The sequence below is a fragment of the Nonomuraea sp. MTCD27 genome (assembly GCF_041950495.1).
Lineage (GTDB): Bacteria > Actinomycetota > Actinomycetes > Streptosporangiales > Streptosporangiaceae > Nonomuraea.
In genome coordinates this window covers 84,988-108,112 of record NZ_JBGNUW010000013.1, presented here as the reverse complement: position 1 = coordinate 108,112, position 23,125 = coordinate 84,988, and the positions used below count along the sequence as shown (strand labels likewise).

The following is a 23,125-nucleotide window of genomic DNA, read 5'->3' as shown; positions in this document are numbered from 1 at the left end:
TCACCTTTCGGGGACGAGTCTGATCGTCGCGTCCCGTGAGCCGGGGTTGACGACGCCGTCGATGATGTTGGCGCCGTAGCGGCGGTACTTGGTGCGGTAGACCTCGTCGATCTGGTCGTGGACGGCCGCGTCGGCGGGTCCGGCGTCGGCGAAGGTGACGTCCGCCTCGACGCCGCCGGCCGAGATGCGGCCCTGGTGGCGGGTCTGGGTACCGCGATACCAGGCGCCGGACCGGCCGTTCATGCAACGGACATAGAGCTCATCACCTACGCGGACCACCCATATCGTCACGGGTGGGCGCAGCGTGCCGTCCTCGCGCCGGGAGGCGAGCTCCAGTTCCTCGGCGTAGCCGATCGTGCTCAGTTCGTCGCCGGTCCAGGTAGCCATCGCGGACGCCTCCTTCGGGTCAGGGCTGGACGTGGACCTACCCGCGCCCGGTCTCAACCGGGTGACCGGCACGCCTGGCGGAGGTCCGTTGTCGGTAAATCCATGCCTCATGGATGCCGGGCGATCGGGCCGACGTCTTCCCTGGTCAACCCCCATGAAAGCCGCTCGCTCGGTCATGCGGCAGGGCCTGCCGTTACAGGTAATGGCAGAACCCCCCAGCCCGCCGGCGGGGATGGGCACGGGTCAGGCCTGGTCCTGCGCCCCGGCGAGGTCCTGCGTGGCCGCCCAGCTGGCGAGCATCTTGAGCCCGTCGGCGGTGGGGCTGCTGGGGGGGCGGTGTAGACGTTGAGGGTCAGGCCGGGCTCGGAGGGCAGCTCCATCGATTCGAAGTCGAGGTCGAGCTGCCCGACCACCGGGTGCCGCAGCCGTTTCCGGCCGCTGCGGTGGAACCGCACGTCGTGGGAGGCCCAGCGCTGCCGGAAGATCTCGCTCCGCGTCGACAGCTCGCCGACCAGCTCGATCAGCGCCCGGTCGTGCGGGTGGCGGCCCGCCTCCAGCCGGAGCATGGCGGCGGCGTCGTCGGCGACCCGGTCCCAGTCGACGAAGAACTCGCGCGCGGCCGGGTCGATGTAGACGAACCGGGTGGTGTTCGCCGGGCGGCGCGGGTCGGCCAGGACGGGGGAGTAGAGTGCGCGGGCCAGGCGGTTCATGGCGATGAGGTCGTGGCGGCCGTTGCGTACCCAGGCCGGGGAGTCGGTGACGGCGTCGAGCTCCTGCTGGATCACGGGCCGCACCGTGGTCGGCGGCGTGCGGGGGCGGCGGGGGTCCGGACCGGCGCTCCGGGCCAGGGCGAACAGGTGCTCACGCTCGGCCTCGTCCAGTTGCAGGGCGCGGGCCAGGGCGTCCAGCAGTCCCGCCTGCTCCGGGGTGATGCGCGCCCGGCGCGAGCTGAGAAACTCGCGGACCTCGGCGCGGTGCTCGATCTGGCCCATAACCCCAGGGTAGGCAAGGTGAACGCGGCGAAGGAGGTAAGGCCGTTACCCCTCCCGCGGCACCCGGAGCACCGTCCCCGGGCTGCCTGCCAGATCAACCGATCCACACAGCGGACCGCGTTGCCCCTTTCGCCGTGGGCGCGCAGGGCTTATAAGTAAGTATCTAGTTCGTTCGTTAATCGACGCCAGGAAGGTGGGACGCCCATGCTCACCGCCGACCACGGCATGGCAACCCCTGTCAGCCGCCGCCCCGCGAGCCCTCCCCTGGCACTCGCGACGGTCTGCCTCTCCGGCACCCTGGAGGACAAGCTCGTGGCCGCCGCCGCGGCGGGCTTCGACGGGATCGAGATCTATGAGGACGACCTCATCGTGTCGAGCTGGTCACCGAGCCGGATCCGGCAGGAATGTGCCGACCTGGGGCTGTCGATCCACCTCTACCAGCCGTTCCATGACTTCGAGGCGGTGCCGCCCGAGGCGTTCGAGGCCAACCTCCGCCGGGCGGAGCGGAAGTTCGACGTGCTGGAGCACCTCGGCGCGCGCACGCTGGCGGTCTGCTCGACGACCTCCATGAGCGCGCTCGACGACGACGACCTCGCCGCGGAGCAGCTCCACACGCTGGCCGGCCGGGCCGCGCGGCGTGGCCTGCGCATCGCGTACGAGGGCCTGGCCTGGGGCCGGTTCGTGAACACCGTCGAGCACGCCTGGCGGATCGTCCGGCTCGCCGGGCATCCGGCGCTCGGGCTGTGCCTCGACAGCTTCCACCTGTTCGCCCGGGGCGACGACCCCGCCTGGATCCGCGCCGTGCCCGGTGCGAAGGTGTTCCACCTGCAGCTCGCCGACGCGCCGCGGCTGAACATGGACGTCCTGGAGTGGAGCGAGCACCACCGGCTGTTCCCCGGGCAGGGCGTCTTCGATCTGACCGGCTTCGTCGGCCACGTCCTGGCCACCGGGTACGACGGCCCGCTTTCGATCGAGGTGTACAACGACGTCTGCCGGCAGGCGGATCCCCGGCACGTCGCCGTCGACGCGATGCGCTCGCTGCTGTCGCTGGAGGAGACGCTCGGCCCGGTGGCGGCCCGCGAACGCATCCAGCCGGCCGGCCTGCCGCCGGCCCCGCCGCTCGACGGTCACGTGTTCACCGAGCTGGCCGTGGACGAGATCTCCGGCCCGATCGTGGCGCGGGCGCTGGCCGCGCTCGGGTTCACGCACACCGGTCAGCACCGCTCCAAGCCGGTGCAGCTGTGGTCGCAGGCCAAGGCCCGGATCCTGCTGAACTTCGCACCGCAGCGGACAGTGCCGCCGGGCACCGCGGCCGTCTGCGCGCTGGCCGTGGAGAGCGCTGACCCGGCCGGCTCGGCCCGCCGGGCCGAGCGGCTGCTGGCGCCCGTGTTACCCCGCGCCCGGCGGGTGGAGGAGGCCGACCTCAACTCCGTGGCCGCACCCGACGGGACCGCCGTCTTCTTCTGCCGTACGGGCGGGGACGACAACTGGCTCGACGACTTCGCCCCCACCGGCCGCACGGCCCGCGGCGAGGGCCTGCTGACCGGGACCGACCACGTCTCGCTCACCGAGTCGGTCGACGACTTCGACCAGGCCGCGCTCTTCTACCGTTCGGTGCTCGGCCTGCAGGCGACGCAGACCACCACGCTGCCCGCGCCGTTCGGGCTGATCCAGAGCCGGGCCGCGACCGATCCGGCGCACCACGTACGGATCAGCCTCAACACCGCGCCGCTCCGGCGGGGCGACTGGTCACCGGCGGTGCCGAGCCCCCAGCACATCGCCTTCACCACCGACGACGCCATCGCCGCCGCGAAGGCGATGCGGGCGCTCGGCGCGCCGCTGCTGACGATCCCCGACAACTACTACGACGATCTCGACGCCCGCCTGGCGCTGCCGCGGGAACTCCTCGCGGAGATGAGGCGGCACTCCATCCTCTATGACCGCGACCAACACGGCGAATACCTGCACTTCTACACCGAGATGCTCGGCGCGCGGATCTTCTTCGAGGTGGTGCAGCGCGTCGGCGAGTACGCCGGCTACGGCGCGGCGAACAGCGCGGCGGTGCGCATGGCCGCGCACCGCAGGCGCCGGCTGAGCACGCTGCGGGAGCCGTCCGCCCTGGCCGGTGGCGATCACGACTACTCGCTGGCGCATCTGACGGCGCTCAGCCTGTCTCCGCCCGAACTGGTGAGCGCCGCCGCCGACGCGGGCTACCGGTACGTGGGCCTGCGCATGACCCGGGTCACCCCGCACGAGCCGCACCACCCCCTCGCCACCGACCCCGCCCTGATGCGCGCGACCAAGGTCCGCCTCGCGGCCACGGGAATCGAGGTGCTCGACATCGAGCTCGCCCGGATCGCGCCCGATGACGACCCCGCGGACTTCCTGCGCTTCCTGGAGGCCGGAGCCGAGCTCGGGGCCCGCCATGTCATCACGCAGCTCCCGGACCCCGACTTCGCCCGCAAGACCGACCGGTTCGCGCGGTTGTGCGAGCTGGCCGGGCCGCTCGGTCTCACCGTCGATCTCGAGTTCCCGTCGTGGACCCAGACGCCCGACCTCGCCGGAGCCGTCCGCGTCCTGCGGGCCGCCCGGCAGCCCAACGCGGGAATCCTGGTCGACCTGATCCACTTCGCGCGCTCCGGCTCCAGCGTGGCCGATCTCCGTGACCTGCCGCCCGAGTGGTTCCGCTTCGCCCACGTCTGCGACGCGCCGGCCGCGGCGCCGGCCACGCAGGAGGAGATCATCCATGCCGCCCGCTTCGAGCGCCTGTTCCCCGGCGAGGGCGGCATCGACGTGCACGGCATCCTCGGCGCCCTGCCACCGGGGATCCCGTACGCCCTGGAGATCCCCCGGGCCACGCTCGTGGCGCAGGTGGGCGCCAAGGAGCACGCCCGCCTCGCGATCACCGCGGCGCGCCGCCACCTCGACGCGGCCGCCCGGCGAGCGGGCCCGACCGAGGCGGCGTAGCGCGATCAGAGGGCGTCGCACGCCTGCCCGATGGTACGGGCCACCTCCTCCGCCGCCAGGAAGCACCGGTGGATCGACCCGCCGCTGCCCCCGGCGTCCCCGATGACGTGGACCCCGAGCCGCGGCCGCCGGGCCTCGCAGGCCGCGAGCAGGCCGGTGCGCGGGGCGACGCCATGGGAGATCAGCAGGGGCCCGGCGGCGGGCAGCCACTCTTCGTGGCCGTCGGACCGGACGAGCAGGCGGTCGGCTTCGACGGACGTGATCGCGGTCTCCGGCAGGATGCGCACCTTCGGGTTCCCGGTGAGCCGCGGGACCATGAGGATCTTGGCGCGGCGGCCGACGTCGGGCGCGAGGCTCGGCTGGGAGCCGATGAGCAGCACCTCGGCCCCGCCCGCGGCGAGGTGGTCGGCGACGGCGACCCCCTCGCGGTCGGCGCCCCAGATGACGCAGGCGCGGGGGACGTCCTCGCCGAGCGCGAGCCAGCGGCGCACGTCGAAGACGTGCGGCAGGCCGACGCCCGGGACGTCCGGCAGGCGGCCGGTGCCGCCGGTGGCCAGCACGACGGCGTCCGCCTCGTGCCGCGCGAGCACCTCCGCGGTGACGGGGACGCCGGTGCGGACGGTGACGCCGAGCCGGTCCAGCTCGGCGGTGCACCACTCCAGGATGCGGTGATATTCCGGATACGCAGGGAGGCGGGCGGCGAGCGCGAACTGGCCACCGACGTGCCCCGCGCGTTCCAGCACCCGCACCCGGTGTCCCTGCCCGGCCAGCCGCCGGGCCGCCTCCAGGCCGGCCGGGCCCGCGCCGATCACCAGCACCGACGCCTTCTTCGAGGGGGTGTTCGGCGCGCCGAGGTGTTCCCGGCCCGCCCGAGGGTTGACCGAGCAGGGGATCGGCTCGCCGGTGCCGAGCTGATCGATGCAGTGGTTGCAGGCGATGCACGGCCGGTAGGGCCCGCCGGTCAGCGCGTGGCGGGGAAAGCCGGGGTCGGCGTGGAGCGTACGGGCCAGGGAGACGAAGTCGGCGCGGCCACCGGCCACGATCGCCTCGGCGCTCTCCGGCGTGCTGATCCGCCCGGCGACGCCGACCGGCAGCCCCAGCGCGCGGTAGCGCTCGGCGTACGGGGCGAGCAGGCCGCGCTCCCACTCGCCGGGCTGGATGATCCACTGCCCCGCCTCGTACGACCCGGCCGAGACGTCGAGGAAGTCCAGCAGGTCCAGGCGGGCGCGGGAGATCAGCTCGAAGGTGCGCTCCGCGCTCAGGCCGCCCTCGAACCCCTCGTGCGCGGAGACCCGCAAACCGACGGCCACGCCGGGTCCTGCCCGCTCCCGGACCGCCTCGACGACCAGGTCGAGGAACCGGAGGGGATCGGCGAACTCGTCGGTACGCAGGTTGAAGGCCGGGGAGAGGAACTGGTGCACGAGGTAACCGTGCGCGCCGTGGATCGAGATCACGTCCACACCCGCCTCGCGGCAGCGCCGGGCACCCTCCCCGTAGGCCTCGACCAGCTCGTACACCTGCGCGGTGGCCAGCTCCAGCGGCAGCTCGCCGCCAGCCGGCAGGCAGCGGACGGGGGAGGGGGCGACCGGGCGGAACCCGCTGACCGCGCCCTGGGCCGTGCGGCCCCCGTGGTTCAGCTCGACACCGAACAGAGCGCCCTCGGCGTGCACGGCGGCGGCCAGCCGGGCGAGGCCGGGGACGCGGGCGTCGACGTCGACGCCCATCTGGCGCAGCCGGCCCCTGCCGTCCGCGCGCACGTAGGCGGCCTCGGCGAACACCAGGGCGGCGCCGCCGCGCGCCCGCCGGGTCAGGTATTCGACGTAGCGGTGGGTGACGGTGCCGTCGATCTCGCAGTAGTTGCGCTCCATCGGCGCCGAGACGAACCGGTTGCGCAGGCGTACGGGGCCCAGCGCCAGCGGCCGTCCCACGGCCGGCCCGTCCCAGCTCATGATCGTGGTTCCTTCCAAGAGTACGGACTAGATAGTTCACAAAGCTGGGCCAGCGGCGCGGTGAAGTCAAGGGGGAGATCACTTCCGCGCCAACCGCCACGGATTGCCCGCTAGCCACCTAACTCACTAGTACGTACATTAGGAGGGCCATGTCACGAGCCAAGCGCTCACGCGGCTGTCGTACCTGCTTGAAAGGAAGAAGTGATGGATTCGTTCCTGATCGGGTTGATCGGCTCGGGCATCGGCCCCTCCTTGAGCCCGCCGCTGCACGAGCAGGAGGCCGTGCACCACGGGTTGCACTACGTCTACCGGCTGCTCGACATCGATCGCGTGGGTGGTGACGTGGGCGAGCTGGTCCGTACGGCGCGGCGCTACGGCTACGACGGGCTCAACGTCACCCACCCCTGCAAGCAGGACGTCATCCCGCACCTGGACGAGCTGTCGCCGGACGCCCGCATGCTCGGCGCGGTCAACACCGTGGTGTTCGACGGTGAGCGGGCCATCGGCCACAACACGGACTGGACGGGCTTCGCCGAGTCGTTCGCGCGGGGCCTGCCCGACGCGCCCGCCCACCAGATCGTGCAGCTCGGCGCCGGGGGAGCGGGGGCCGCGGTCGCGCATGCGCTGCTCACCATGGGCGCCGACCGGATCACCGTGGTCGACTCCGACCCGGCACGGGCGCGCGCTCTCACCGGTGAGCTGGCCGCCCGCTTCGGGGCCGAACGGGCCCATCACGCCGGTCCGGCCGAGCTGCCGGAGCTGCTGGCCCGGGCCGAAGGGCTGGTGCACGCGACCCCGACCGGCATGGCCCGGCATCCGGGCCTGCCGCTGCCGGCCGAGCTCCTCCACCCCGGCCTGTGGGTGGCCGACATCGTCTACCGGCCGCTGGAGACCGAGCTGCTCAAGCAGGCGCGGGCGCTCGGCTGCCGGACGCTGGACGGTGGCGGCATGGTCGTCTTCCAGGCCGTGCACGCGTTCAGGCTGTTCACCGGCCGGGAGCCGGACGCCGAGCGGATGCTCGCCCACCTGACCGACCTCATCGCCGTCTGAAGGAGGAACCGTGCGCAAGTCCATCGCCACCGTGTCGGTGAGCGGCACCCTGGCCGAGAAGCTGGCGGCCATCGCGGCCGCCGGGTTCGACGGGGTGGAGATCTTCGAGAACGACCTGCTGGCCTGCCCGCTGCCGCCGGAGGAGGTCCGGGCCAGGGCCGCCGACCTGGGCCTCGGCATCGACCTCTACCAGCCCTTCCGCGACTTCGAGGCGGTGCCCCCCGAGATGCTGGCCCGGAACCTGCGCCGGGCCGAGCACAAGTTCCGGCTCATGGAGCGCCTCGGCGCGGACCTGCTGCTGGTCTGCTCGAACGTCTCGCCCGCCGCGATCGGCGACGACGAGCTGGCCGCCGAGCACCTGCGGCTGCTGGCCGAGCGGGCCGCCGAGCACGGGATCCGCATCGCCTACGAGGCGCTGGCCTGGGGCCGGCACGTCAACGAGTATCTGCACGCCTGGCGCGTCGCGCGGCTGGCCGACCACCCCAACCTGGGCGTGTGCCTGGACAGCTTCCACATCCTCTCGCGCGGCTCCGACCCGATCGGCATCGAGGCCATCCCCGGGGAGAAGATCTTCTTCCTGCAGCTCGCCGACGCGCCGCTGCTGGCCATGGACGTGCTGCAGTGGAGCCGCCACTACCGCTGCTTCCCGGGGCAGGGCAACTTCGACCTGGCCGGGCTCGTCGCCAGCGTGCGGCGCACCGGCTACGCCGGGCCGCTGTCGCTGGAGGTGTTCAACGACGTCTTCCGCCAGGCGTCGGCCGAGCGCACCGCGCTGGACGGCATGCGCTCGCTCATCGCGCTGGAGCAGGACCTGAACGGTGCGGCGCAGCCGGCCGTGCCCGCCGGTTTCGCCTTCGCCGAGCTGGCCGACACCGGCGCGCTCGGCGGGATGCTGGCCGCGCTCGGCTTCGCGCGTACCGGGACGCATCCCACCAAACCTGTCGAGCTGTGGGAGCAGGGCGGCGCGCGCCTGCTGCTCAACGCCACGGGCGCCGACCCCGCGCTGATCGCCATCGGCCTGGACGGCCCCGATCCCGCCGGCGCGGCCAAGCGCGCCGAGTCGCTGCTCTCACCGGTCCTGCCACGCGAGCGCGCCCCGGAAGAGGCCAAGCTGGAGGCGGTGGCCGCGCCGGACGGCACCGAGATCTTCTTCTGCGACGACGCCTGGCTCGCCGACTTCGCCCCCTCGGGACCCGTGCCCGGCCCGGTCACCGGCATCGACCACGTGGCCCTGACCCAGCCGTGGCACCACTTCGACGAGGCCGCGCTGTTCTACCGCAGCGTGCTCGGGCTGCGCCCGCAGGAGAGCCTGGAGCTGCCCGACCCGTACGGCCTGCTGCGCAGCAAGGCCATGTCGGGCCCCGACGGCGCCGTCCGCGTCGTGGTGAACATCGCCCAGGTCGGCGCCGACCTCCTCCCCTGGCAGCACGTCGCGCTGGCCTGCGACGACGTCGTGTCCGTCGCCCGCCGGCTGCGAAGGGAGCACCCCGGGCTGCTGCTGCCGATCCCCGGCAACTACTACGACGACCTGGAGGCCCGCCACGAGGTCGGTCCCGAGCTGCGCGACCTCGGCGTGCTCTACGACCGGGACGAGCACGGCGAGTTCCTGCACCTGTACACCGTCACCGTGGGCCGGGTCTTCTTCGAGATCGTCCAGCGGATCGGCGGATACGAGGGCTACGGCGCCGGCAACGCCCCCGTCCGGCTCGCGGCCCAGCATGCGGAAGGTCATTAGGATGGGCGGGTGACCGCTCAGCCCGCGGCCCCCGAGCGCCGGCGGGACCCCGGCCGCACCAGGTCGGAGATCCTCGAGGTCGCCCAGCAGGAGTTCGCCCGCCACGGCTACGCGGGGGCGCGGGTGGACGAGATCGCCGCTCGCATGCGCACGACCAAGCGCATGATCTACTACTACTTCGGCAGCAAGGAGCGGCTCTACGTCGCCGTGCTGGAGAAGGCCTACGCCGAGGTCCGCGAGATGGAGCGGGCGGTCCAGGTGGGGCACCTGGCGCCGGTGGAGGCCATCCGCACGCTGGCCGAGCTGACCTTCGACCACCACGACCTGCACCGCGACTTCATCAAGCTGGTCACGATCGAGAACATCCACCAGGCCGAGCACATCCGCACGTCGCGGCCCCTGGCCAACCTCGGCACGCCCGTGCTCGACCTCATCGAGGCGATCCTCGAAGCGGGCACGGCGAGCGGCGACTTCGTCACCTGCCTGACCAAGGGGGCCGACGCCGTCGACGTGCACATGCTGATCAGCTCGTTCTGCTTCTTCCGGGTGGCCAACCAGCACACCTTCGGCGCGCTGTTCGGGCGCGACATGAGCGCGCCCGAGCATCGTGCCCGGTTACGCGCGATGGTGGGGGATATGGTCGTGGCCTATGTACGGGGCTCGGGCGCCTGATCCTGGTCAGGACCCTTAATCCTGCGGCAACGCTCTTGTAATGTACGAACCGGTGAGTTAGTTTCCTGTCACCGCACTACCCCCCGATGTCGCTGTGAGGAGCATATTGTGACGGTGCAGGGCAAACCCCGCAAAGCGGCCATTGCGGCCTGGATCGGCAGCGCCTTGGAGTATTACGACTTCTTCATCTATGGCACGGCCGCCGCCCTGGTCTTCAACAAGATCTTCTTCCCCTCCTCCTCGCCCGCCACGGGAACGCTGCTGGCGCTGGCCACGTTCGGCGTGGGTTACCTGGCCAGGCCGGTGGGCGCCTTCGTGCTCGGGCACATGGGTGACAAGTTCGGCCGCAAGCGGGTGCTGGTCACCACGCTGGTGCTGATGGGCGGCTCGACGTTCCTGGTGGGCTGCCTGCCCACCTACGACGAGGTGGGCCTGCTGGCACCGGTCCTGCTGGTGGTGCTGCGCCTGCTGCAGGGCTTCTCGGTCTCCGGGGAGCAGGCCGGCGCCAACTCCATGACCCTGGAGCACGCGCCGGAGAACCGCCGGGCCTACTACACGAGCTTCACGCTGAACGGCACCCAGGCCGGCCAGATCATCGCCACCGCGATCTTCCTGCCGATCGCGGCCCTGCCCGAGGAGGACCTGCTGAGCTGGGGCTGGCGGGTGCCGTTCTGGCTGAGCGTGGTGGTGGCGGTGGTCGGGCTGGTCATCCGGCGCACGCTGGAGGAGACGCCGGCCTTCGAGCAGGAGGTCGCCACCAACAGCGTGCCCAAGGCGCCGCTGGCGGTGCTGTTCCGCGAGCAGTGGCGCGACGTGCTGCGGGTGGTCGTGGCCGCGGTCATCGCCTCGGTCAGCACGATCTTCACCGTGCACGCCCTGTCGTACGCGGTCAACACGATGGGCCTGGAGCGCGGGCCCATGTTGTGGGTCGGCGTGCTGGCCAACGTCGCCGCGGTGATCAGCATCCCGCTGTGGGGCAAACTGTCCGACCGGGTCGGCCGCAAGCCGGTCTTCGTCGGCGGGTCGCTCGGCTGCGCGGTGCTCATGTTCGCCTACCTGTGGTCGATCTCCGCCGGCAACTACGCGCTGATCTTCATCGCCGGCATCGTGATGTTCGGCGTGGTGCACAGCGCCACCAGCGCCGTCTGGCCGTCGTTCTACGGGGAGATGTTCACCACCCGGGTCCGCCTGTCCGGCATGGCCATCGGCACCCAGATCGGCTTCGCCATCGCCGGCTTCGCGCCCACCGTGGCCACCGCCGTGGCCGGCACCGGGCCCGAGAGCTGGCTCGGCGTCTCGATCATCACCGCGGTGGTGTGCCTGGTGAACGTGGCCGCCGTGGCCACCGCCAAGGAGACGTACCAGGTGCCGACCGCCCAGCTCGGGCTCAAGCCCGCCGGGCGGGTGAAGGTGTGAGCGGCTTCCGCGTCCACGCCGTACGCTACGCGCAGCGCGACGCCCGGCGCGGCGAGCACTTCCACGGCTACGAGCCCGGCGGCGAGAGCTCCCACCCGACCGCCTACTACGTCTGGCTGGCGGTCTCCGACGAGCACACGGTCGTCGTCGACACCGGCATCGCCCCGGAGCGGGCGGCGCGCGTCGAGGGCGTCGACTACCGCTGCTCGCCCGTCGAGGCCCTGGCCGAGCTGGGCGTCGCCGCCGAGTCGGTGGACCACGTGGTGCTGACCCACCTGCACTACGACCACACCGGCACCGCCCACGAGTTCCCCCGCGCCCGCTACGTCGTGCAGCAGGCCGAGCTCGACTACTGGACCGGCCCCTGGGCCGAGCGGATCGCGCGCGAGCGCTGGCTGCTCGACGACCACGACCTCGGCCACCTGCTCTCCGCCAGGAAGGACGGCCGGGTGCGGGTGGTGGACGGGGACGCGTTCGTGGTGCCCGGCCTGAGCGTGCACCTGGTCGGCGGGCACACGGCGGGCATGCAGGTGGTCCGGGTCGAGACCTCCCGCGGCCACGTGGTGCTGGCCTCCGACGCCAGCCACTTCTACGAGAACATCGAGGGTGACCGGCCCTTCCCGATCCTGCACAGCATGACCGGCATGTACGGCGCCTTCGACCGCATCAAGGAGCTGGCGGACGCCCCCGGACTCGTGGTCGCCGGCCACGACCCCCTGGTCCTGGAACGCTTCCCTCGGGCCACCCCCGACGTCGCCCTGATCGCCCCCTGACCGCTCGAACCCCGACCGGGCTCCCGCCACTTCCCCTTCCCTCATGGGGACCCCGGCCGAAGCGCGGCGGAGGGCGGGGTGCGGGTCCCCTTTCCCCGCCCAAGGTCTCCCGCCGATCCCCCGTCCCTCGCCAAGGACCCCCGCCGGAGTGCGGCGGGGGTGTGGTGACGTGCGGGGACCCCGGAGGGTCAGGCGGGCAGAACCTCGATCTTGCCGGTGGGGCGCGGGCTGAAGGTGTCGTTGAAGAAGTACTCGCCCGGCTTGGTGAAGGTGTACTGGAACGACTCGCCCGGCTTGAGGCGGATGTCGAAGAGGCCCTCGAAGAACTGCGTGGCCCCGTGCACGTTGACGTTGTCGGCGGGGTTGACGAAGGTGACGGTGGTCCCGGCGGGGACGCGCAGGTGGGTGGGGGCCATGGCGTTGACGGCCGTGGACTCCTCCGTGCCGACCTGCCCGTTGGCGTAGACGCGGGCGAGCACCACGGTGTTGTTCACCGCGCTGCCGTCCACCGGCTGGCCGGAGACCGGGCGGCGGACCACGGGCGGCGGCGGGGTGTCGGCAGGCGGCACGGTGCCGCCGAGCTTGAAGGCCCACAGGTGGTCGCCGCGCGGGGCGGAGTTGCCGTACGGGATGCTGGTGCCGCCGGCGTAGACGGCGATGTACTGCTCGCCGTCGATCTCGTAGGCGATGGGGGAGCTGCTGACGCCGGCGCCGGTCTGCCAGCGCCACAGCTCGCGGCCGTCGCGGGCGTCCAGGCAGAGCAGGTTGCCGTCGGGCTGGCCGATGAACAGCAGGTCGGAGCCGGTGGTGAGGATGCCGTTGCCGTGGGCCAGCGAGTACGGCATGTTCTTCTTCCAGCGCACCCGGTTCGTCGAGGGGTCCACGGCCACGACGCCGCCGGTCATGTACTCGCCGGGCGGGCGCAGCCCGTTGGACGACTCGGTGAGGGAGTGGGCGGCGGCGACGTAGCCGAAGCCGGTGTAGACCAGGCGGGTGCTGTGGCTGTAGGACTGGTGGTTCCAGTCGGCGCCGCCGCCGTGGCCGGGGATGGTGAGGATCGGCTCGTCCCAGTGCGGGGTGTACAGCGGCCCGATCTTGTAGTTGGGCACGGCCCGGTGGGGCAGGCCGGGGATCTCGGTGCCGAGCGGCTGCCGGACAGGGGTCTGCTCGGTCCAGCCGCCCTGGCGCGGGAACGGCTGGGTGGGCCAGGTCTTCTGCCGGGGCTCCTGCGGCACGGGCACCTCGTCGATGCCCAGCGGGGCCGAGCCGTCGGCGCGGTCGAGGATGTAGTACATCCCGGTCTTGCTGCCGTACACGACGAGTTTGCGCGTCCGCCCCCGCACGCGGGCGTCGAGCAGGATGGGCGCCATGACGTTGTCCATGTCCCAGATGTCGTGGTGGATGGACTGGAAGTGCCAGCGGTAGGCGCCCGTCTTCAGGTCCATGGCGACGAGCGAGTTGGCGAACAGGTTCTGGCCGCCGCGCTCGGAGCCGTCCTGCGACGACTTGCTGCCCCTGACGTTGCCGAACGTCCAGTAGACCAGGCCCAGCTCGGCGTCGATGGCGCAGTGCATCCACGGCGTCGCCCCGCCGACCTGCCAGGAGTCGCCCTCCCAGGTGTCGCCGCCGATCTGGCCGGGGGCGGCCGTGCCCCAGAAGTGCCACACCAGGTCGCCGGTCTCCGCGTCGAAGGCCAGGGCGGCGCCGCGCGGGCCGTCGTTGGTGCCGCAGTAGAGCATGCCGTCGTGGTAGGTGACGGCGACCTTCTCCAGGTTGCCGTACCCGTTGTGCTGGCGCTCCCAGACCACCTGGCCGGTGCGCTGGTCGAGGGCGATCAGCCAGTTGTCGTTGGCGCAGGTGAACACCTTGCCCGCGCCGACCGCCACGCCGCGCCGGGTGACCGCGCCGCGCGTCTGGGCGTACTTCCAGATCATGGCCCCGGTACGGCCGTCCACCGCGACGACGTTGCCCAGCGCCGACTCGATGTAGAGCACGCCGTCCACGGCCACGGCGGTGCTCTGGCTGTTGCCCGCCATGAGCCCGCCCTCGATGTTGTTCACCCACGCGGCCCGCAGCCGCTTGACGTTGCCTCGGTGAAGGGCACTCAGCCGGCTGTAGTTCTGGTTGGCCAGGTTGCCGCCGACCTTCGGGAAGTTCCGGTCGGATCGGTGTACGGCGGCGGCGGCCGGGCTCTGCCCGGCTCCCGCGAGTGCGACGGCGGCGGCGGCGCCCGCGAGTAACTCTCGACGACGGACCATGACCATCCCTTCATGTTCCACTACGTGGACTGTTAGTGCCATTCAATGGTCGAACCATAAAGCGGTGTCCAGAGGCCGTCAATGGACCGTCTGATCCGCCTAGTGGACCTTGCTCAGGGCATGCTGCCGCGCTCGCGGCCAGGAGCGCGCGGTCACAGGCCGAGATAGATCCGCCTGACCTGGGGGTCGTTGCTCAGCTCGGCCGAGGTGCCGCTCGCGGCGATCTCGCCGTTCTCCATGACCAGGCAGGTGGTGGTGACGTCGAAGGTGAGCTTGGCGTTCTGCTCGACGAGCAGGATGGACAGACCGGCGGCGTTGAGCTTCTTGAGCACGCCGGCGATGTCCGCCACGAGCTTCGGCGACAGCCCCATCGAGGGCTCGTCCAGCAGCATCACCTTGGGCCGGCACATCATGGCCCGGCCGACGGCCAGCATCTGCTGCTGGCCGCCGGACAGCGCGCCGGCCAGCCGGCCCCGCATCTCGCCCAGCACGGGGAACAACTCGTACACGTCGTCGATCGGGGTGCGTTTCCAGCTGCCGGCGTACGCGCCTAGCAGCAGGTTCTTCTCCACGGTGAGCCCGGGGAAGACGTGCCTGCCCTCCGGCACGTAGCCGATGCCGTGCCGGACCAAGGTGTGCGCGGGCGCGCGCAGCAGGTTGTGCTCGCCGAAGCGGATGGTCCTGGCCTGCCGCGGCGCCAGGCCCATGACCGCCTTGAGGGTGGAGGTCTTGCCCGCCCCGTTGGCGCCGATGATGCCCAGCGACTGGCCGGGTTCGACGGTGAAGGAGACGTCGTGGGCGGCACGGACGCCGCCGTAGTGAACCGACAGTCCTTCCACGGTCAGCGTGGTCATCGGGTTGCCTCCTCGACGGCGGCCTCGGCGGTCTCCTCGGTCGGTGCGGACATCGAGTCACCGAGATAGGCGGCGACCACGTCCGGGTGCACGGCGACCTCGGCCGGTTGTCCATCGGCGATCACCTTGCCGCTGGACAACACGGTGACCTGGTCGCACAGGGACATGACCAGGCCCATGTTGTGCTCGATGATGATCACGGTGACGCCCGAGTCCCTGATGGACCGGACGATGTCGGCGAGCTGGCGCACCTCTTCGCCGTTGAGCCCGGCGGCGGGTTCGTCGAGCAGCAGCAGGGTGGGGGACATGGCCATGGCGCGGGCCAGCTCGATGCGGCGCTGGATGCCGTACGGCAGCGAGCGCGGCTCGGCGTCGGAGACCTCGGCGAGCCCGAAGCGCTCGATCAGCTCCTCGGCCCGCCGCCGCAGCGCCTGCTCGTACCCCAGGACCTTCCACGGCAGGCTCGGGTAGCGCCAGATCCACGAGGTGCGGGTGCGGTCCAGCCCCAGCAGGAGGTTCTCGCGCACGCTGAGGTCCTCGAACAGGCGCAGGTTCTGGAAGGTACGCGCGACGCGGCGCTGGGACAGCTGGTACGGCGCCATCCCGGTCACGTCGTGCCCGCGCAGCACCACCGATCCCTGGCTGGGCCGGTAGAACCCGCTGACCACGTTGAACAGCGTCGTCTTGCCCGAGCCGTTGGGCCCGACGATGCCCCGGATCTGGCCCGTGGGAACGGTGAGGGACACGGCGTCGAGCGCGACCAGCCCCTTGAACCGCATCGTCACCTCCCGGATCTCCAGCGCGTCCTCCTCGGTGGCCGGAGAGGTGGCCTCGTAGGGCTGGAACGGGCCGAGCTGGGCCCGCGAGCCGCCGCCGCGCCCACGCAGGAGGGAGCGGATCTGCCCCGGCAGGCCCGCCAGCCCCTTGGGCGCGAACACCACCACGAGCACGACCACCAGGCCGTAGCCGAGCTGGGCGAAGCCGGAGGCGTCCAGCAGCGCCTCCCGGACCAGGGACAGCGCGACCGCGCCGACGACGCAGCCCAGGATGCTGCTGCGGCCGCCGATGATCACCATGGCGAGCAGCAGGAACATGTTCGCGATGTTGAACGACTCGGGGGCCACGAAGCGGATGAGCCCGGCATACAGGATGCCGGCCAGGCCGCCGTACAGGCCGGACAGCACGAACGCGGTCATCCGCAGCAGCGGGATCTCCGCGCCGAGAGCGCCCGCGGCCAGGTCGTCGTCGCGCATCGCGCGCAGCCGGCGGCCCAGCGGTGAGCGGGTGACCAGCAGCGCGAAGGCCAGGGCGACGGCGAAGACGATCAGCTCGACGTAGTAGAACAGGTAGCCGCTGGACAGGTCGAGGCCGAACATCGACGGCACCGGGATGTCGCTGATGCCCTCGGCGCGGCCGGCGACGTGGGCGTTGGTGACCCAGTTCGTGAAGGCGAGCGCCAGGCCGAGGGTGACGATGCCGAGATAGTGCGACTGCATGCGCAGCGCGGGGATGCCCACCAGCACGCCGAACACCACGGCGGCCAGCAGCGCCAGCGCGGACGCCGTCCAGAAGCCGAACCCCGCCTTCGTGGTGAGGATGGCGACCGCGTAGGCGCCGACCCCGAAGAAGGCGACCTGGGCCAGGTTGATCTGCCCGGCCACGCCCATGGTCAGGCCGAGCCCGATGGCCAGGATCGCGAAGATGATCGCGACGTCGGCGACGTGGATGGCGTAACCGCCCAGGCCGTACGGCAGCAGCCAGGCCGCGACGGCCAGCGGCACCAGCCATAGGAGACGTTTCATGCGCGGTTCACCGTTGCCTCTCCGAAGATGCCGGTGGGGCGGATCATGACGATGACGGCGAAGACGAGGAAGGTCACCAGCTCGGAGTACTCCTGGAAGTTGCCCGCGGCGAAGGAGTCGAGCAGCCCGAAGGCCAGGCCACCGACGATGGCGCCGGGCATGCTGCCGAACCCGCCGAGCATGGCCGCCGCGAAGCCCTTGATGCCCAGGGTGCCGCCCATCGTGGGATTGACGTACAGCATGGGGCCGATCAGGCTGCCGGCCAGTGCCGCGAGTCCGGCGCCGATGGCGAAGGCCATGGCGTTGCTGCGGCCCACGTGGATGCCGACCGCGGTGGCGGCCTGGTGGTCCATCGCGACCGCCTGCATGGCGGCGCCGCGCTTGGTGCGCTGCAGGAACAGCGCCAGCAGGCCGGTGGCCGCCGCCGCGATGGCGATGACCAGCAGGCTGTAGGTGGGGATGCGGATGCCCGCCACGTCGATCGGCCCGGTCGCCACCGGAGAGGGCACCGCGTGACCGGTGGCGCCCCAGACGAGCACCGCACCGGCCTCCAGCACCGCGCCGAAGCCGATCGTGCCGATCAGCATCAGCGTGAAGTCCTTGTTCTCCAGCGGGCGCAGGAAGCGCTCGATGACCAGGCCGATCAGTGCCGTGACCGCGATGGCCACGATGATCGCCACGGCGAAGGGCAGCTTGCTGGCCATGTAGAAGGTGGAGGCGGCGTACGCGCCGATCATGACGACGCTGCCGTGGGCGAAGTTGACCAGGCCCATGGTGCGGTAGACGATCGAGAAGCCCATCGCCACCAGCGCGTACACCGCCCCGAACGTGACCCCGCCGATCAGGGTCTGGAGGAAGACCTGCACGTCAGCTCGCGGCCTCGGGCACGACCTTGCCGTCCTTTACCAGGCCGATCTTGGTCTCGTGGATGCCGACCCCGTTGGCGTCGTAGTTGTAGTTCCCCAGCAGCCCGGCCCGCTTGACGCCGCGGATGGCGTCGGCCAGCTTCTGCCCGCCCTCGCCGTTGGTCTGCTTGAGCGCCTCGATCAGGATGGACGCGCCGTCGTAGGCCTTGGCCACGTGCATGCGGGCGTCCTCGTTGTAGGCGGCCTTGTACTTGGCGGCGAACGTCTTGATCTCCTCGGTGGCCTCGTTGCTCAGGTAGGGGGAGCTGACCACGGTGCCCTCGGCGTTCTTCAGTCCGGCCGTGGTGGCGTACACGTCGGTGCCCACGGGGGCGCCGCCGGCGAAGACCGCCTTGATGCCGAGCTCGCGCGCCTGCTTGGCGATCAGCCCGGACTGGACCTCCTCGGCGCCGATGAACAGCACCTCCGGGTCCTGCTCGCGGATCTTGGCCAGGTTGGAGTTGAAGTCCTTCTGGTCGGGGGTGACGACCTCGTCGGCGGACGGGGTGACGTTCCTGGTCTTGAGCGAGGCCAGGAAGGCGTCGTGCTCGCCGGATCCGTACGCGCCGTTGTTGCTGATCAGCGCGATCTTCTTCATGCCCTTGTCGTCCACGAGGTACTTGGCCAGCGTCTCGTCGAAGGTGACGCTGGTCGGCGCGTTGAGGAACAGGAACGGGCTCTTCAGCTCGGCCAGCTTCGGCGACTGTCCCGAGGTGATGTTCGGGATCTTGGCGTCCTTCAGGATGGGCGCCATCGCCAGCGTGACCGCGCTCTCGGCGGTGCCCAGCATCGCGATGTAGCCCTCGGCCGCGATCTTCCTGGCCACGTTGGTGCCCACCGTGGGGTCGCCCTGGCTGTCGAACAGGTCGAGCTTGATCTGCCGCCCGTTGACGCCGCCGGCCTTGTTGGCCTCCTCGATGGCGAGCTTGACGCCCTTGTGCTCCCACTGGCCGAGCGAGCTGAGCTGGCCGCTCTGCGCGTTGACGTTCGCGATCTTGATGGGGCCGGTGGCGTTCGCCTCGGTGCTTCCGGTCTGGCCGGGAGGGGCACAGGCGGCGAGGGCTATCAGGGCCGCAGCTGCGATGGAGAATCTCGTGAAATGCACGGTTCACCTCGTAGGGGGGTGGGTGAGAATTAATTCACGGACTAGTACGTTCGTTATAACGTCAGGATGCGACTCAGGGAATCTCGAACTTACAACGGTTTCGGCGGGTCAGTCGGTGAAGAGGCCCTGGTAAATGTCCTTGATATTCCAATGGCCCGGCGTCGGTACCGGCTCGTTCACCATCGGCACATCGAGCACGGCGGGCCGCCGGTTCGCGATGACCTCGCGCAGCGCCGTGCCGAGGTCGGCGGGCGTGGCGACGGTACGGCCGTCGGCCCCGCAGGCCCGGGCGAGCGCCGCGAAGTCGGGGCTGTACGGCAGGCCGGCCGGGTCGGTGAAGTCGCAGCCGTGGCTGCGGCCGTAATGCGCCGACTGCAGGTCCGAGATCGTGCCGTGGGAGCGGTTGTTCATCACCACGAACACGACGGGCGCGCCCTGCTCGACCGCCATGGGCAGCGCGGGAAGCTGCGCGCTCATGCCCCCGTCACCGATGAGCGCGACCACGGTCCGGCCCGGCTCGGCGAGCTGCACGCCGATCGCGGCGGCCGGGCCGAAGCCCATGGTGGAGGCGCCTCCCGGGGTGATGAAGCGGCCCTCGGCGGGCAGCTCGTAGCACTGGGCGACGCCGTTCTTGTTCCAGCCCACGTCGGTCACCAGGATCGCGTCCGGCGGCAGCGCGTCCCGCAGGTCCTTCAGGATGCGTTCGGGCCGCAGCGGGAAGTCCGCGCTCCGGCCGCGCTCCCGGCTGGCCGCGAACAGCTCCGATCGAGCCTCCAGTATCTGCTTGCGCAGCTCGGGCCGGGTGCGTGGCGCGTGTGCCGCGGCCGCGCCGGCGATCGCCTTGACCGCGAGCCGGACGTCGGCCACGGCGCCGATCTCCGCCGGGTAGTTGCGGCCGATCTCGGCCGGGTCGATGTCGATCTGGATGAGCGTGCTGCCGGAGAAGTCCCAGGTGAAGCGGGAGTCCCAGGAGCTGGCGTCGGTCTCGGCGAACCGGGTCGCGAGCGCCAGCACCACATCCGCCTCGCGGGCGTAGGTGTTGGTGAGGTCCAGGCCCCAGAACCCGGGCATCCCGAGGACCAGCGGGTGGGCGTCCGGAACCGTGCCCTTGGCCATGAGCGAGTGGGCGATGGGGATGTCGAGGTGCTCGGCCAGCCCGATCAGCGCCTCGGTCTCCTCGCGCAGCCCGCCGCCGACGTAGATCAGCGGCTGCTCGGCGGCGGCCAGCCGGGCCGCGATCTGCTCGGCGGTGGCCTCCGGCAGGCCGGGCAGGGCCGCCCGGCTGTTCGGCGGGTACGGCGCGGCGGGCCGGGAGAAGACGTCCATCGGCACGTTCACCAGCACGGCGCCGGGACGACCCGAGGTGGCCGTCCAGAAGGCGCGCTCGACGAACCGGCCGAGGTCCTGGGCCCGGTGCACGTTCCAGGCCCGCTTGACGAACGGCCGGAAGACGCTCGCCTGGTCGGCGTCGGCGTGCAGGTTGATCTCCTGGTGCGGATGCCGGCCGTGGTAGTAGGAGGGGATGTCGCCGGAGATCACCACCATCGGCACCGAGTCCAGGGCGGCCGTCATGACGCCGGTCGCGGCGTTGGTCAGGCCGGGGCCCACGTGCACGAGCAGCACGCCGGGCCTGCCGGAGGCGCGGGCGTAGCCGTCGGCGGCGTGCGCGGCGGCCTGCTCGTGGCGGGCGATGACGAAGCGGATGCGGCTGTCGGCCAGCGCGTCCAGGACGGCGATGTTGGTGTGCCCGCAGGTGCCGAAGACGTACTCGACGCCGAGCTCCTCGAGCTGGGCGACGAGGGCGTGGGCGGCCGTGTTGGTCACTGGTCTCCCCAGATGGTCAGGCCCTTGAGCAGCAGGGTCTTGGTCACGGTGAAGTCCTCGATCATCCAGCGGGGCGACTCGCGGCCGATGCCGGAGTCCTTCACCCCGCCGAACGGGACGTGGTCGAGGCGGAAGTTGGACGAGCCGTTCACGACCAGGCCGCCGACCTCCAGCTCGCGCCAGGCCGTCACGATGCGGCGCACGTCGTGGGTGAACAGCCCGGCCTGCAGCCCGTACGTGCTGCGGTTGCACTCCGCCAGGACCTCGTCGAAATCGTCGTAGGGGAGCACGGCGACCAGCGCGCCGAACACCTCCTCGCGCACGACCCGGGCCTCGGCGGGCGGGGCGGCGACGACGGTCGGCGCCATCACCGCGCCCTCGCGCGTGCCGCCGATCGTCACCCGGGCGCCCTGACCGGCCGCCTCGGCGGTCCAGCGGACCACCCGCTCGGCCGCGTCGTCGTCCACCATCGAGCCGACGTCGGTGCCCGGATCCAGCGGGTCGCCGACGACCAGGGCCTTCACCTCCGCGGTCAGCGCTTCGGCGAACTCCTCGAACCGGGCGCGCTGGACGTACACCCGCTGGACCGAGATGCAGCTCTGCCCGGAGTTGCTGTAGCCGGTGCGGGCGCACACCCGCGCGGCGGCCGGTACGTCGGCGTCCTCGCAGACGATGGTCGCGGCGTTCCCGCCGAGTTCGAGCATCACCCGTTTCGGACCGGCGGCGTGGGCGACGGCGTGACCGGCCGCGACACCGCCGGTGAAGCTGATCACGGCGATCTCCGGCGCGGCGCACAACCGCGCGCCCACGTCACCGCCCCCGTGCAGGACCTGTACCGCCTCCACCGGCATCCCGGCCTCGAGCAGCAGCTCCACCAGCGCCGTGGAGGCCGCGGGCGCCTGCGGCGGCGGCTTGACGATCGTGGTGTTGCCGGCCGCGAAGGACGCGGCGAGCTTGTGCGCCAGCAGGTTCGCGGGCGCGTTGAACGGCGTGATCGCCAGCACCGGCCCCGCCGGGGCCCGCTGCGTGAGCGCGGTGTTGCCCACCCCGCGGGCCCAGCCCGCCACCGGCAGCACCTCGCCGCCGATCATCCTCGCCTCGGCGGCGGCGACGGACAGGGTGTCCGCCACCCGCAGGATCTCGCCACGCCCGTCCTTGAGCGGTTTGCCCAGCTCCAGCGCCAGCAGGCCGGCCAGCCGGTCGCTCTGCGCCGTGGCCGCGGCGGCGGCACGTTCCAGGATGTCAGCCCGGGTAGCGGGCGCCAGCCGGGCGACCTGCCGGGCCGACCGCCGGGCGTAGGCCAGGGCCGCGGTGATGTCGCCGGGCTGGGCGGTCCGTGCCCGGCTGACGGTTTCCCGCAGGTAAGGGCCCGTGCGGTCGGCGTGCTCGCCGCCGGTCAGCCATTCTCCGGCGACTAAGCAACCGGCTTCGTGGATGGTGCTCATGGTCGATGACTCCCATTGATCCGCGCAGCGGTTCTTAGATTCCGCACTGTGGATTGCCTCACGGTATGAGGACGGCGAACGTTCTGGCAAGAGGGCCGCGCAATCCGCTTGATGGAGCATATGGACCGCCAAGCGGACTGGGTGTTAGCGTACGGACCACATGAGAGGGTGAGCAGCAGGTTCACCTTCGACTCACTAGTGAGGATCCGTGCCTTCGAACATTCCTGCAGCGTCGGGGGAGAGCGGGGGTGTGCGCAGCGTCCAGCGCGCGTTCGACATTCTCTCGCTGCTCACCGAGGACCGGCGGACGTTGACGATCCGGGAGGTCGTCGACGAGACGGGGCTGGCCAAGACCACGGCGCTGCGCCTGCTGCAGACCCTGGAGCACATGGGCCTGCTGTGGGCCACGCCCAAGGGCTACGCGGCCGGTCCGGCCCTGTGGCGCTGGGCGCACCTGGCCCGTTCGGCGTGGGAGCTGCCGCCCGAGACCGTCCAGCTCATGCGCGAGCTCGGCACCCGGCACCGCGAGACCGTCAACCTCTACGTCCTGCGCGACGTGCACCGCATCTGCATCGCCCAGCAGGAGAGCCCGCAGCCGCTGCGCCACGTGGTGCGGGTCGGCGACGAGCTGCCCCTGTGGGCGGGAGCCTCCTCCAAGGTCCTGCTGAAGGACGCGCCGGAGCGGCTGCTCCTGCGGGTGGCCCGCTCGTCTCCCCATGGTGCGGCACACGTGGCCACGTTGCGGGACTGGATCGACGAGGCGGCGCGCGACGGGTTCGCCGTCAGCCACGGCGAACGCGAGCCCGGCCTGTCCGCGGTCGCCGTCCCGGTCACGGGCGGCTCGCGCACGACCGTGGCGGCGCTGACGCTCAGCGGTCCCACGGTGCGCTTCACCGACGACCGTGTCGAACAATTCGCCGCGGATCTGCGCGAGGCCGCCAAGCGCATGTCGGAGCGCGGGTTCGACCATCCGCTGACTTGACTCTATGGA

At 71.5% G+C, this 23,125-nt stretch carries 17 protein-coding genes; 7 read left to right on the top strand and 10 right to left on the bottom strand.

What is annotated here, in order from left to right:
- Positions 1–387: a DUF2255 family protein gene (locus ACBJ59_RS33840; RefSeq protein WP_375114258.1), complete on the bottom strand. Its 387-nt coding sequence runs from the start codon at positions 385–387 to the stop codon at positions 1–3.
- Positions 388–560: 173 nt separating this feature from the next.
- The gene (locus tag ACBJ59_RS33835) at positions 561–1,379 is read right to left on the bottom strand and encodes a transcriptional regulator (protein ID WP_375114257.1); all 819 of its coding nucleotides are present in this window, start codon (positions 1,377–1,379) and stop codon (positions 561–563) included.
- 204 nt (positions 1,380–1,583) lie between these two features.
- Between ACBJ59_RS33835 and ACBJ59_RS33830 the strand changes: the two genes are divergently transcribed.
- Positions 1,584–4,346, top strand: a complete 2,763-nt coding sequence (locus ACBJ59_RS33830) for a TIM barrel protein (RefSeq protein WP_375114256.1) — start codon at positions 1,584–1,586, stop codon at positions 4,344–4,346.
- Between the two features lie 5 nt (positions 4,347–4,351).
- On the opposite strand, the gene ACBJ59_RS33825 is transcribed toward ACBJ59_RS33830, so the two are convergent.
- Positions 4,352–6,295, bottom strand: coding sequence for an FAD-dependent oxidoreductase (locus ACBJ59_RS33825; RefSeq protein ID WP_375114255.1), 1,944 nt, complete (start codon positions 6,293–6,295; stop codon positions 4,352–4,354).
- 204 nt (positions 6,296–6,499) lie between these two features.
- On the opposite strand from ACBJ59_RS33825, the gene ACBJ59_RS33820 reads away from it, so the two are divergent.
- From ACBJ59_RS33820 to ACBJ59_RS33800, 5 genes are all read left to right on the top strand, one after another.
- On the top strand, positions 6,500–7,345 hold the full coding sequence (locus ACBJ59_RS33820) for a shikimate dehydrogenase (protein ID WP_375114254.1): 846 nt from the start codon (positions 6,500–6,502) through the stop codon (positions 7,343–7,345).
- A 10-nt stretch (positions 7,346–7,355) separates the two neighbouring features.
- Positions 7,356–9,080, top strand: a complete 1,725-nt coding sequence (locus ACBJ59_RS33815; RefSeq protein ID WP_375114253.1) for a bifunctional sugar phosphate isomerase/epimerase/4-hydroxyphenylpyruvate dioxygenase family protein — start codon at positions 7,356–7,358, stop codon at positions 9,078–9,080.
- Between the two features lie 9 nt (positions 9,081–9,089).
- Positions 9,090–9,752: a TetR family transcriptional regulator gene (locus ACBJ59_RS33810; RefSeq protein ID WP_375114252.1), complete on the top strand. Its 663-nt coding sequence runs from the start codon at positions 9,090–9,092 to the stop codon at positions 9,750–9,752.
- 108 nt (positions 9,753–9,860) lie between these two features.
- Positions 9,861–11,168, top strand: coding sequence for an MFS transporter (locus tag ACBJ59_RS33805; RefSeq protein WP_375114251.1), 1,308 nt, complete (start codon positions 9,861–9,863; stop codon positions 11,166–11,168).
- On the top strand, positions 11,165–11,941 hold the full coding sequence (locus ACBJ59_RS33800; RefSeq protein WP_375114250.1) for an N-acyl homoserine lactonase family protein: 777 nt from the start codon (positions 11,165–11,167) through the stop codon (positions 11,939–11,941). Before ACBJ59_RS33805 ends, ACBJ59_RS33800 begins: the two co-directional genes overlap by 4 nt.
- Positions 11,942–12,129: 188 nt before the next feature.
- Here the strand turns inward: ACBJ59_RS33800 and ACBJ59_RS33795 are convergent, their stop codons facing one another.
- From ACBJ59_RS33795 to ACBJ59_RS33765, 7 genes are all read right to left on the bottom strand, one after another.
- Entirely contained in the window at positions 12,130–14,199 is a 2,070-nt protein-coding gene (locus tag ACBJ59_RS33795; protein WP_375114249.1) for a PQQ-binding-like beta-propeller repeat protein, read from the bottom strand.
- Positions 14,200–14,351: 152 nt separating this feature from the next.
- Positions 14,352–15,053 carry an ABC transporter ATP-binding protein gene (locus ACBJ59_RS33790; protein WP_375114248.1) on the bottom strand — a complete coding sequence of 234 codons (702 nt, stop codon included), beginning with the start codon at positions 15,051–15,053 and terminating at the stop codon, positions 14,352–14,354.
- Complete coding sequence (locus ACBJ59_RS33785) at positions 15,050–16,855, bottom strand: ATP-binding cassette domain-containing protein (protein ID WP_375114247.1); 1,806 nt, start codon at positions 16,853–16,855, stop codon at positions 15,050–15,052. The genes ACBJ59_RS33790 and ACBJ59_RS33785 overlap by 4 nt, the downstream gene beginning before the upstream one ends.
- Positions 16,852–17,721, bottom strand: a complete 870-nt coding sequence (locus ACBJ59_RS33780) for a branched-chain amino acid ABC transporter permease (protein WP_375114246.1) — start codon at positions 17,719–17,721, stop codon at positions 16,852–16,854. Before ACBJ59_RS33780 ends, ACBJ59_RS33785 begins: the two co-directional genes overlap by 4 nt.
- A gap of 1 nt (position 17,722) precedes the next feature.
- Positions 17,723–18,865, bottom strand: a complete 1,143-nt coding sequence (locus ACBJ59_RS33775) for an ABC transporter substrate-binding protein (RefSeq protein WP_375114245.1) — start codon at positions 18,863–18,865, stop codon at positions 17,723–17,725.
- 108 nt (positions 18,866–18,973) lie between these two features.
- Positions 18,974–20,689 (bottom strand): thiamine pyrophosphate-binding protein, encoded by a 1,716-nt coding sequence (locus ACBJ59_RS33770; protein ID WP_375114244.1) that lies wholly within the window; start codon positions 20,687–20,689, stop codon positions 18,974–18,976.
- Positions 20,686–22,134 (bottom strand): aldehyde dehydrogenase family protein, encoded by a 1,449-nt coding sequence (locus tag ACBJ59_RS33765; protein ID WP_375114243.1) that lies wholly within the window; start codon positions 22,132–22,134, stop codon positions 20,686–20,688. Before ACBJ59_RS33765 ends, ACBJ59_RS33770 begins: the two co-directional genes overlap by 4 nt.
- Before the next feature lie 250 nt (positions 22,135–22,384).
- Between ACBJ59_RS33765 and ACBJ59_RS33760 the strand changes: the two genes are divergently transcribed.
- Positions 22,385–23,116 (top strand): IclR family transcriptional regulator, encoded by a 732-nt coding sequence (locus ACBJ59_RS33760; RefSeq protein ID WP_375114242.1) that lies wholly within the window; start codon positions 22,385–22,387, stop codon positions 23,114–23,116.
- The last annotated feature ends 9 nt before the right edge of the window (positions 23,117–23,125 follow it).

What these genes read in the sequence shown, in the direction of transcription:
- ACBJ59_RS33785 (WP_375114247.1), bottom strand. Translation starts at nt 16,855, where the DNA reads ATGAAACGTCTCCTATGGCTGGTGCCGCTGGCCGTCGCGGCCTGGCTG.
- ACBJ59_RS33835 (WP_375114257.1), bottom strand. Translation starts at nt 1,379, where the DNA reads ATGGGCCAGATCGAGCACCGCGCCGAGGTCCGCGAGTTTCTCAGCTCG.
- ACBJ59_RS33820 (WP_375114254.1), top strand. Translation starts at nt 6,500, where the DNA reads ATGGATTCGTTCCTGATCGGGTTGATCGGCTCGGGCATCGGCCCCTCC.
- ACBJ59_RS33825 (WP_375114255.1), bottom strand. Translation starts at nt 6,295, where the DNA reads ATGAGCTGGGACGGGCCGGCCGTGGGACGGCCGCTGGCGCTGGGCCCC.
- ACBJ59_RS33840 (WP_375114258.1), bottom strand. Translation starts at nt 387, where the DNA reads ATGGCTACCTGGACCGGCGACGAACTGAGCACGATCGGCTACGCCGAG.
- ACBJ59_RS33765 (WP_375114243.1), bottom strand. Translation starts at nt 22,134, where the DNA reads ATGAGCACCATCCACGAAGCCGGTTGCTTAGTCGCCGGAGAATGGCTG.
- ACBJ59_RS33795 (WP_375114249.1), bottom strand. Translation starts at nt 14,199, where the DNA reads ATGGTCCGTCGTCGAGAGTTACTCGCGGGCGCCGCCGCCGCCGTCGCA.
- ACBJ59_RS33790 (WP_375114248.1), bottom strand. Translation starts at nt 15,053, where the DNA reads ATGACCACGCTGACCGTGGAAGGACTGTCGGTTCACTACGGCGGCGTC.
- ACBJ59_RS33830 (WP_375114256.1), top strand. Translation starts at nt 1,584, where the DNA reads ATGCTCACCGCCGACCACGGCATGGCAACCCCTGTCAGCCGCCGCCCC.